The organism is Pedobacter jamesrossensis (assembly GCF_042650905.1).
Classification (GTDB): domain Bacteria; phylum Bacteroidota; class Bacteroidia; order Sphingobacteriales; family Sphingobacteriaceae; genus Pedobacter; species Pedobacter jamesrossensis.
On the sequence record NZ_JBHSBY010000020.1, the window covers coordinates 1 to 10,311 of the forward strand.

7 protein-coding genes and 1 tRNA gene are annotated in these 10,311 nt (G+C 36.1%); 2 read left to right on the forward strand and 6 right to left on the reverse strand.

Annotated features, from left to right (window positions below):
- On the forward strand, positions 1 to 591 hold a 591-nt coding region (locus ACFOUY_RS03245; protein ID WP_378959024.1), incomplete at its 5' end, for a group II intron maturase-specific domain-containing protein.
- A 120-nt stretch (positions 592 to 711) separates the two neighbouring features.
- Here ACFOUY_RS03245 and ACFOUY_RS03250 read toward each other — a convergent pair.
- The 5 genes from ACFOUY_RS03250 to ACFOUY_RS03270 form a co-directional block, all read right to left on the reverse strand.
- Positions 712 to 2,139 carry a SusD/RagB family nutrient-binding outer membrane lipoprotein gene (locus tag ACFOUY_RS03250; protein WP_378959025.1) on the reverse strand — a complete coding sequence of 476 codons (1,428 nt, stop codon included), beginning with the start codon at positions 2,137 to 2,139 and terminating at the stop codon, positions 712 to 714.
- A gap of 10 nt (positions 2,140 to 2,149) precedes the next feature.
- The gene (locus tag ACFOUY_RS03255; protein ID WP_378959026.1) at positions 2,150 to 5,335 is read right to left on the reverse strand and encodes a SusC/RagA family TonB-linked outer membrane protein; all 3,186 of its coding nucleotides are present in this window, start codon (positions 5,333 to 5,335) and stop codon (positions 2,150 to 2,152) included.
- 189 nt (positions 5,336 to 5,524) lie between these two features.
- Positions 5,525 to 5,767, reverse strand: a complete 243-nt coding sequence (locus ACFOUY_RS03260) for a hypothetical protein (RefSeq protein ID WP_378959028.1) — start codon at positions 5,765 to 5,767, stop codon at positions 5,525 to 5,527.
- 99 nt (positions 5,768 to 5,866) lie between these two features.
- Positions 5,867 to 6,307 carry a PaaI family thioesterase gene (locus ACFOUY_RS03265; RefSeq protein WP_378959029.1) on the reverse strand — a complete coding sequence of 147 codons (441 nt, stop codon included), beginning with the start codon at positions 6,305 to 6,307 and terminating at the stop codon, positions 5,867 to 5,869.
- A 451-nt stretch (positions 6,308 to 6,758) separates the two neighbouring features.
- Positions 6,759 to 9,230, reverse strand: coding sequence for a TonB-dependent receptor (locus ACFOUY_RS03270; RefSeq protein ID WP_378959030.1), 2,472 nt, complete (start codon positions 9,228 to 9,230; stop codon positions 6,759 to 6,761).
- Between the two features lie 287 nt (positions 9,231 to 9,517).
- On the opposite strand from ACFOUY_RS03270, the gene ACFOUY_RS03275 reads away from it, so the two are divergent.
- Positions 9,518 to 9,591: transfer RNA gene (locus ACFOUY_RS03275), tRNA-Arg, on the forward strand.
- A gap of 285 nt (positions 9,592 to 9,876) precedes the next feature.
- On the opposite strand, the gene ACFOUY_RS03280 is transcribed toward ACFOUY_RS03275, so the two are convergent.
- Positions 9,877 to 10,209, reverse strand: coding sequence for a dihydrofolate reductase family protein (locus tag ACFOUY_RS03280; RefSeq protein ID WP_378959031.1), 333 nt, complete (start codon positions 10,207 to 10,209; stop codon positions 9,877 to 9,879).
- Between the last annotated feature and the right edge of the window lie 102 nt (positions 10,210 to 10,311).

Genomic DNA, 10,311 nt, shown 5'->3' on the forward strand with positions numbered 1-10,311 from the left:
AGCAGGAAGTCAGCTCATCGAGTGATAGCAAGTATTTCAGTTTATCTGGAAGATTGCCTGAAACTGAAGGTTAACAAGGAGAAGAGTAAGGTGAGCAGGCCAAGCCAGAGCAGTCTGCTTGGATTTTCATTCTATGGCAGCAAAGCGGGATGGAAGATGCGTATTGCAGCGAAATCTATAAGTGCCATCAAGGAGAAAATAAGGGAGCATACCAGGCGTAACCGACCGGTTCCATTAAATGAAAGAACAACAAAGCTTAAGGAGATTATTCACGGATGGGTAAACTATTTCTCTATTGCGGAAGCAAAGAGTCAAATGGTTAAACTGGACGAGATGTTGAGAACCAGACTGCGGATTGTTCTATGGAAACAATGGAAAAGTATAACTGGTAGAGCGAGGAACCTAATGAAGATGGGTGTGGTAAAATTGAGGGCTTATCAGTTGGCAAACACCCGCAAGGGTTATTGCAGAACTGCAAACAGCCCCACATTGCTTACAACCCTTGACAAAAAGTTCTTTATAGGTCTTGGACTAGATGGATTTGGTAATTATTACTATTGGAAAACGACACACCAAACGAAGTTATTCTAACAAACCGCTGTATACCGAACGGTACGTACAGTGGTGTGAGAGGACAGATAGGGAAATAATCCCTATCTTCCTACTCGATCGCTCAAAACTGCGCTTTGTTAACAAACAACTGCAAACTGATTATGGTTTATCCCACCATACTCTTGCATTTAAATCATCGGTACCCCCATAAGGGAACGAAGCAACAGCAGCAGTATAATTTGCCGTATTGTTAGAGCGCTCCTGAGTTGGGTAACCTTCTCTTCTTGGAATTAAAATTCCGTTATTATTAGGAGCAGGTGCTAAGAAATTAGGGAACCCTGTTCTTCTCCATTCTGCCCATCCTTCATAACCATGTAGAAATAAATGTACCCAACGTTGATTACCGATTTTTCTTAAAGCAGCGGTTGCATCATAAGCAACATCGGCATTTGCCATGTATGCTGCTAAACCGCTAACATCATTATTATTCCATTGACGGATGGAATATTCGATAGCCTTATCATAATTAGCTTTGGCAGCTACATCCCCACCAGCTATCCAGCCCAATTTTGCTGCTTCTGCCATTGCAAATAAAGATTGGGCATAAGTAACTAAAGCTACTGGAGAGTTTTGTAAACGTAAATTGCTGCCTAATAAAGAAAAATTATTAATGACAACAGTTGTTGAACTTGGTAAACCATAATCTAAACCTACATAATTTCCTGCAGTATTTTTATTTGCATAAACAGCCAAACGTGGGTCGTTTAAAGGTTGCATATAATCTACAACGGGCTTACTAACTGCAAACCAATTGCGACCTAAACGTGTAAAGGAATTATACCAATAGTTTTCATTATTTTGGTCTGCCAAATGCGGATAAGTAAGGTTATCTGTATTTGCGCCCATTAAACCATTTGCAACTGCCTTATTAAATTCAGCACTGCCTTTAACGGCATCAACTTTTGATAAACGTAATGCCATCAATTGGTGAATCGTATTACCAAGTCTTTTCCACTTCGCCACATCGCCGCCGTAAACAATATCATTTTTGATATTCCCCGTTACAATTGCTGCATTAGCTTCATCGAGTAATTTAAAAAGGTTATCGTAAATAACTTGCTGAGCATCATATTTCGGAGTAAAATTCGCACTGCCTTTTAGTGCATCTGTATAAGGTAATGGTCCCCACCTATCCGTCATGTGCCAAAACAAGTAAGCTTTTAGAATTTTTGCAACTGCAATTTGGTTTGCTATCGGTCCTTCGCTTGCATCAAGTGCTGTATTGTTAATTACGTTTTCAAGGTTATTTAGTGGTCCGGTATAAGTTCCATAAAAATTGAAATTTACAGTAACATATCTCGAATTATCTGTAAAAGACGTATTAGATAAATACTGTGGGTAATGCACACCATAAGGCGAAGAGCTTAAACCCGGTAAAAAAAGCTGGGCATTTGCAATAAGCTGTGTTCCCGATGCTTTAGTTGGATTATTTGGGTCGGTATTTATTGAATCATCAAACTTAGTACACCCATTCAAAGCGACTATCGCCATTAAACAGATGCATAGAGATTTATATATATTTTTCATCTTTTTAATTTTAGAATTTCAGGTTCAGGTTAACGCCAAAAGAGCGCACGGTTTGTAATTCGCCTTTTTCTATCCAGCTAATATCAGAGCTGCCCGATGATAACTCTGAGGGGTCTACGCCTTTTGGTGCGGCTTGCCAAATCATTACCGGATTACGAGCAATTAAAGCAACTTTAATTCCTTTGAAAGGTGTTTTCTTTAAGAAATCTGCATCGAAGTTATAACCCAAACTTATTTCGCGAAGTTTAATATAAGAAGCAGAATAAATCCACTCATCATAAATTCTTGTACCTAAATTAGTTCTGTAATAAGTTCTTGCATCAACATAAGCCGTAACTTCTTGTCCCGTTGCAGCAGAAATACCATTTACTTTTACACCACCACCAGTTGCCAAAGGATCACGAACATTAAAGCCTTTATCATTAATTGCAGCAGTTTCTTCACTCTGACCAGATTTAGCGGATAACATTTTGCTCCAGCTGAAGAATTGACCACCTTTTTGGAAATCTATCATTGCTGATAAATCAAATTTCCAAATCCGGAAAGTATTTAACATACCACCTGTAAATTGAGGTAATACACTTCCGAAATCTTTAGCAGCATCAAACAATGGCATATTATCAGCACCTAATAGCACTTTTCCTGTAGCTGCATCTCTTCTATACCCAGGGCCAATTAAATTACCAAAAGATTGATTAACTGTTGAGTTTAAATAAATAGTTTGGCTGGAGTAGGTATTTAAATCAAGCTGATAAACATTTATTCCAGGATATAATTCTTTGATTGTGTTTTTGTTATGAGCAAAATTAAATTGAGTATCCCAGGTGAAGATTTTAGATTGAATTGGTCTTCCTGATAAGGAAAGCTCGATACCTTTATTTTCAATTAAGCCTGCATTAACAACTGTATTATCAAAACCACTTGCACCAGAAACTGATAAATTAATTACCTGATTATCATTACGTTGTTGATAAACGGTAAACTCGGCACCAATACGGTTGTTCAGGAATTTTAAATCGATACCAGCCTCATAAGAATTAGCAAACGAAGGTTTAAGGTTTGGATTTTTCAAATTATCTGGAACTAATAAAGTATTTATAGAGCCTGTAGTTGCCGGATAGTTGCTTCCAAAACCATAGGTAAATGCTGTTTGGTAAGCTGCAAAATCAGAACCTGCCTGTGCATAACTTGCTCTTAATTTACCATAAGACAACACTTTTGATTTTATGAGATTACTGAACAGGAAACTACCTGAAAAAGATGGATACCAATAGGAGTTATTATCTTTTGGCAGTGCCGAAGATATATCGTTACGAATCGATGCATCAATAAAATAAGTGTCTTTGTAGCCAAAAGAACCCATGGCATACATACTTCTAACTTGTTTGGTACGTAAGTAAGATGTACTTAGTGGTCTATCTACAGAAGCGGCAATGGTGTATGCATTCGGGCTTGATAAACCACCAACAGTTGCTTGTAAAGTTTGCGTATATTTTGTAGTATATAAGTTGGCTCCTGCATTAACATTGATGGAGAAGTCGCTGATATTTTTAGAAAACTGTGCTAAAAATTCGTAGTTATTATCATTGTTCTGGTATTTGCCAATAGAATAACTATCAACCAAACGACCGCCAAGTGGTTCTTTGTGAGTAATATTCTGGAAATACATATCAGAACGTACGAAACCACTTAATTTTAATTCGGGTAAAACCTGATAAGTTAAGTTAACATCTCCAAATAAACGGTCGCGGTTATCATTGTTTAATACTTCATAAGCATCAAAAAACGGGTTATTCCAGTCGCTTGGTTTATTGGTTGGAATTAAACCCGTTGTTGTATTAGGATTTACATTCCAGTTTAGAATTGTACCATCAGCATATTTATAATTCCTTAAAGTATTAATATCTAAATTACGTTGGAACCATTGTACTGCTCCGGTAAACGAGCCTTGATAGCCTTGCGTAGGTCTTTGGCCTGCATTATTCGCATAATTTGCATTAACACCAACCGTAATTTTACTGGTAATGTCAAGCGATGAACTTAAGCTTAAATTATTACGTTTTAACCAGGTATTCGGGATGGTTCCGTTGGTATAAGCATTTGTATAACTCAACCTGTAGTTAGAATTTTCGCCACCACCAGTTACCGAAATTCCATTATTGATGGTTTGACCAGTTTCAAAAAAATCTTTAATGTTATCAGGCTGTGGAACAAATGGGCTTAACTGACCAAATTCAGGATCTTGCGGGTAAAAACTATTGATTTTTCTTACCAATGTTCCATCCATTTTTGGTCCCCAGCTTTCATCATTACCATTAACATATTTCTGCCCATTAGCCAGCGTTAAAAATGTTTGATTGTTACCAACACCATAAATATTTTGCAAAGGCATAAAGTTTCCAATCTTATCCACCATAAAAGATGAATTAACAGATATATCTATTTTTTTAGGGCCTTTAACTCCTTTTTTTGTGGTGATTAAAATAACACCATACTGACCGCGAATACCATATAATGCAGATGCAGCCGGACCTTTTAGTACATTTATGCTTTCAATATCATCTGGATTAATATCCTGAGAGCTGTTACCATAATCTACACCGTTTTCGCCACCGCTAAAATTACTTTGCGCAATTGGTGTACCATCAATTACCATAAGTGGAGACCCGCCGCCAGTTAAAGAGTTAACACTTCTAATTTTGATTTTTTGAGTACCGCCCATACTTGCGCCAGACGAACCAGTAACCTGCACACCAGCAATTTTACCCGCTAAAGAACCAACAAAATTGTTTTCTTTGGTTAGTGTTAAATTATCGCCTTTTACAGATTGCGCTGCATAACCGATTGATTTTTCAGAGCGCTTAATGCCGAGCGCAGTTACCACAATTTCATCGAGGTCATTTTCCCGTGATGAAAGTTTAACATCGATTTGAGTTTTACCGCCGATAGAAACCTCGCGAGTAGCGAAGCCTAAAGAAGTAAATACAAGCGTAGTTGCATTGGCAGGAACGGATATGGAATACGTTCCGTCATTTGCGGTAGAGGCGCCACCGGCGCTTCCTTTTACCATTACGCTTACACCAGGAATTCCGACGTTAGTATCATCTGTAACTTTGCCTTTTATAGTCGTTTGAGCAAAAGAAACAAAATGGCACGTCAAAATCCCTAACAGAATTAGTAAAGATTTGCTGTTCATAATGAAAGATTTAGGTTAGTAATTTGTTTAAGTTGCCTTAAAATACAAATTTTAGCCTAATCACCGTTCATTAAAAGCGATGCTGGGTTAATTCAAAAGACTTTAAATCAGATAAAATACTGCACAAGGCTGCACAAACCCGCAGAAACACTAAAACTACCAAGAAGCAACATTTTTATTACAAGCTGATTATGATACCTGTGGAGGGATTGAAATTCTATTAATAATTTCGTCTATAGCATCTTGATCGATAGCCACATTTTTTGAAGCAACCCATTTAGCAGACTTGTCATCCAGCCAAACACAAAAAGAATGATAGCCGTCTAATACAACGGCATAAGTTTCATGGAAATCATCATGAATGCGCATGCAAAATCCTTTAAAAATCTTGCCTCTAACGATAAACTGCAGGGTGGAATAATTTTCTAACATGGCTCATATATTTTTGGTTAAATTACAACAAATTAAAAATGAGAATGTTTTGTTAATTTAAAGGAATTAATAACTTTTCGTCCTATCATTTAAAAAGGCTTAACCTATGTTTAACATATTAGAGTAGCCTTTAGCAATTAAACGTTTTTTTGAAGGTAAAAATATCTCACACTGAAGATTTAATATAGTCCTTCCTTTTTTAACAATTGAAGTTTCCGCAACAATTTCATCGCCCTCTTCGGCTGGTGCAAAATAATCTATATAATTATTTACTGTGGTATATTTTTCGTTTAAACCCATTGTAAAAACGGTTGCTCCAATTAAATCATCAATAATACCCGCTGTAACGCCACCATGCAAAATCCGATAGGGATTAGTCATTTCATTTCTAATTGTGTACTTACAAACCAGAATGCCACTTTCAGCCTTAATTAAAACCGGAGCAAGCCAATTCATAAAATTAGATGGCGAGTTTGAAATCACATTTCCTATCGATTGCCTTAAAAAGTTTAGTCGTTGTTCGCTTAAAGATTCTTCCATAAGATAAAGATAATAAAAATGGAAGACGGAAGAGGGAAATGGAACAGTCGTCAGGGTAAACGCATTTAAATTCTTAAACTTTAAGCCCTGAAATTATCCTTAAATACTGCTTTGTCTTGGCCAGACAGGCTTTTTTCTTTTGACACCAAAAGAAACAAAAGTGTCGGCTTAAAATTTTTCTATTGAAGTTTCTGCTTTGGCTTGGAAACTGCAACCCGAAAAATTTGTTAGGCCGATTTAAGTAGAACGTAGAAACAATGCTAGGGCGTGATTAGGAGCTTAATGCAAATTTCACAATAAATTTAAATGCGTTGACCCTGGAACAAGCATGAGAGATGTAAGAGGGAAAATGAAGACGGAAGATATTTTAAATTACTGTTCCTGATTTTTTCAACCACAAACCATCTCCTATTCATCATCTTACATCTCACATCATCCATCATAAATTCCTTTAAAAAGGTGCTATTATTTTAAAACTTAAATTTCTGCCCATATTATAAATACCCATTCTACCATTTGGCGATGAATTATAATATTCGAAATATTTAAGTCTATTCAAGTTAGATTGATAAGCAGTGTTAAAAACATTATCGCATTGAATAAAAACATCTAAAATAGCTTTGCCAGCTTTTGATTTAAGGGTTGAGCCTAAGCCTGCATTAAACAATGCATAACCAGCCGTAAAACTTTCCGTATCATCTAAAGCATAAAATTTATTCTGGTCTGCAAAAATTGCCGCATCAAATTTAATATATGGCTTATCAAAAGTTCCCTTTGTATTTTGAGCTGTTAATTTAATTTCCGAACGAATTTGCAAAGGTGGGATAAATGGCAAATACTTAGCCGCTCTTCCATGTTGATTGACCAACTCTTCATTCTTATTTAAGCCAACTACATAAGCCAAACTATTATTAAAGGTTAACCATTTTAATTGCGAAGGATGTAAATTAACACTGAATTCGGCACCGTACAAACGTGCTTTCGATTGTTGATATTGATAAGTTAAGTTTCCTGGAACGATAACTACAGGATTTCCATTTGCATCGGTTAACCGCGATTGATAGATATAGTTTTGAATATTGTTATTAAAAAACTCCATACTAATATCAGCATCTTTTAAATAAGCAATAATGCCAATATCCTCCTGGAGGTTAAATTCAGGCTTAAAAGTTCTGTTACCCAAATACACGATGTGTGCACCCGGGTCTAAGCCGTTTGAGCCTATTTCTGTAATATTTGGTGCCCGATACCCTCTAGCCAAATTTGCTTTAATTAATAGTTTTTCAGAAATATTATACGTAAATCCAACACTACCAGATAAGCCGTAATAGTTTTTATTAAACGATGGGAACTGCAGATTTGCTCCCGGCGAATTTACATCAACCTGCTCTCCAAAACCTGTTTGTTGGTTTGTTCCCACATAAAAATTATTCCAGTTTATATTTCTTCTGTCTACACGGATACCGCCAGAAATATCAATCTTACCTAAAGATTTTTTCGCAAAATAAAACGCACCAACATCAAATAAGTCGTAATCTGGTATCGGAAAATCTGTAGCAGCTTTACTTCTATTTCCTTGCAACATCCCATTTACGCCAAAAGTGCTTTCAATACCGGCAAAATCTGGCAGGTTATATTTTAAATCGTAATTTAAAGTGTTTAAAACCACATACAAACCTGCCTGATCAGGAAGAGTTGGATGATTATATTCTCGCCTTACACTTTGCTGAGCACCAATTAAAATGTTTAAATCGCTGTTTCCAAGCTTGAACTGACTGGTATTATAAAATCTGTAATGTTGAATATGCTGATGTAAAGGATTTATCACATAGCTTTTTAACTCATTTTCTGGAACAATTGGTCTGTTTTTAATATCATCGCCATCATCAAGTATCTGTCTGGTAAAACGTCTGCTTAACGAGTCTCGGCTTCCATCCGGAATTTCCATTAAATTATCGTAATAAGTTATGGCAGTTTTAGAAAAACCCCATTTTTTATCTACCCGGGCACTTGCCGATAAATTGTATTCTCTAAAACCAGTACCATAAACATACCCATCTACCCGATTATTATAACTGTGTGCAGTTTTGCCAGTTGCCCTGAAAGTATATTTCCAATCGTTTTTAATATACGCCAAACCTAAAGAAGAAGCTGCCAGTCCATTATTGCTTTGATAATTTAAGCTCACATCTCCTTTCAGTTTTCCGTCTTCAAAGTTTGGGTTGTAGGGAATCATATTAATTACACCAGCCAATGCATCAGAGCCGTAAGTTAAACTTGCAGGGCCTTTAACTACCTCGGCACGAATGATTCCGTATTCATCAACCTCTATTCCATGTTCATCTCCCCACTGTTGCCCTTCCTGCCTCAAACCATCGTACAAAGTTAAAACGCGGTTATAACCTAGACCCCTAATAAATGGTTTAGAAACGTTTGGACCTGTTGTTACTGCCGAAACCCCCGGAATACCTTTAACAATCGCTTCGATTAGATTGGTATTTACATTTTGATCCATCGCCTTTTTAGATAATACAGCAATTGGCACCGGGCTTTTCCGTAATTCAGTAGCCCGATTTACGCCCGTAATCACCACATCGTTCAGGCTCGATTCACTTAGCATCATTTCTACATTCAGAATTTGCTCGTTTTTATCAACAGCTATCTTTTGCTTTTTTGATTGATAACCAATTGCGCTAAAAACAATTTCATAACTACCCAAAGGAATTGGTTCGAAAGCATAATAGCCCGATTGATTTGTCTTCACCGATTTATTTAAACCTAAAATCTTAATCGTTATATTTTCTTTAGCATCTGAAGATGATGTTACCCTACCCTTCAAAACGCCAACCTGCGCCTCAGCATAGCTTGAAAAAAGGATAACTAAAGCAATAATTAAAAAACATTTGGGGCGAATCATACTCATCTAAACTTATGTTTAGACAAATCTAAATTTAATTTTAAACTTATCAAATAAATTAGAATTTATATTATTTACGCTTCTGTTTTTACGCGAAAAGATATAATGACACAAAAAAGGATATCAAATCGATTTTTATGCATTTTAATTGACAGAAAAGTGGTCTGGTAATTAATTAGTATTGAATTACTTATAGATGATGATGAGTTTTTATCTTAAAATAGGTTCAAATAATTAAAAATTATTTCTCCTTATTGAATAGAACTTCTATATTTGCACACATTAAAAAATGAGCCTCGGTAGCTCAGCTGGATAGAGCGTCGGTTTTCTAAACCGAGGGTCAGGGGTTCGAGTCCCTTCCGGGGTACAGGCAAAGGCTTCTAGTTAACACTAGAGGCCTTTTTGCTTTTTATGATTAATCAATAATACTTCTCTTCAGCAGAACAATATTTTCGTACAAAATCGTCCATTGGAATTACATATTAAAATATGTACTTGTATGTCGTTGTGTAGTCTTTTTAAGCTTAGCGATAATGCTTTGAAGCTTTGTGAAGTCGAGGATTTTCAGCAAAAAAGTTGAATTGAAGAACGAATGTTGAACATTGCACTTCAGCCCGCCTAATGCAAAGCACCCTTTTTAGCGGTTCGTTGTTTACTCTCGTGTCGGCTCATAATAAAATACAGTTGAGCCAGATTTTAATATTTTTGTCTTTATGAGTTTCAATATAATCCTGTCCTTGATTTGGTCAAATAGTTTTAGTCCTTTCCCTTCGATAATTGGGTGAACACAAATTTGAAATTCGTCAATAAGATTACTGTTTAAAAGTTGAATAATCAAACTTCGACTTCCAACCGAAATGTCCTTTCCTGATTGTTGTTTAAGTTCTAATACTTTTTCGTTAAGCGGTCTGTCTGAAAGTTCTGCACTGTCCCAGTTTGTTTCTTTTAGTGTTTTAGAGAAAACAAGTTTTGGAATTTTGTCTATTTAGTCGAGCCTTAAAAAGCCCATTTTAGATTAAATATTTTTTGAATTTGAATTTTTGAACTATTTATCACCGCAAGCAATTTATTGGTCATCAATATTAGG

Coding starts and splice junctions, on each gene's coding strand:
- ACFOUY_RS03255 (WP_378959026.1), bottom strand. CDS start 5,335: ATGAACAGCAAATCTTTACTAATTCTGTTAGGGATTTTGACGTGCCAT.
- ACFOUY_RS03265 (WP_378959029.1), bottom strand. CDS start 6,307: ATGGAAGAATCTTTAAGCGAACAACGACTAAACTTTTTAAGGCAATCG.
- ACFOUY_RS03270 (WP_378959030.1), bottom strand. CDS start 9,230: ATGAGTATGATTCGCCCCAAATGTTTTTTAATTATTGCTTTAGTTATC.
- ACFOUY_RS03260 (WP_378959028.1), bottom strand. CDS start 5,767: ATGTTAGAAAATTATTCCACCCTGCAGTTTATCGTTAGAGGCAAGATT.
- ACFOUY_RS03250 (WP_378959025.1), bottom strand. CDS start 2,139: ATGAAAAATATATATAAATCTCTATGCATCTGTTTAATGGCGATAGTC.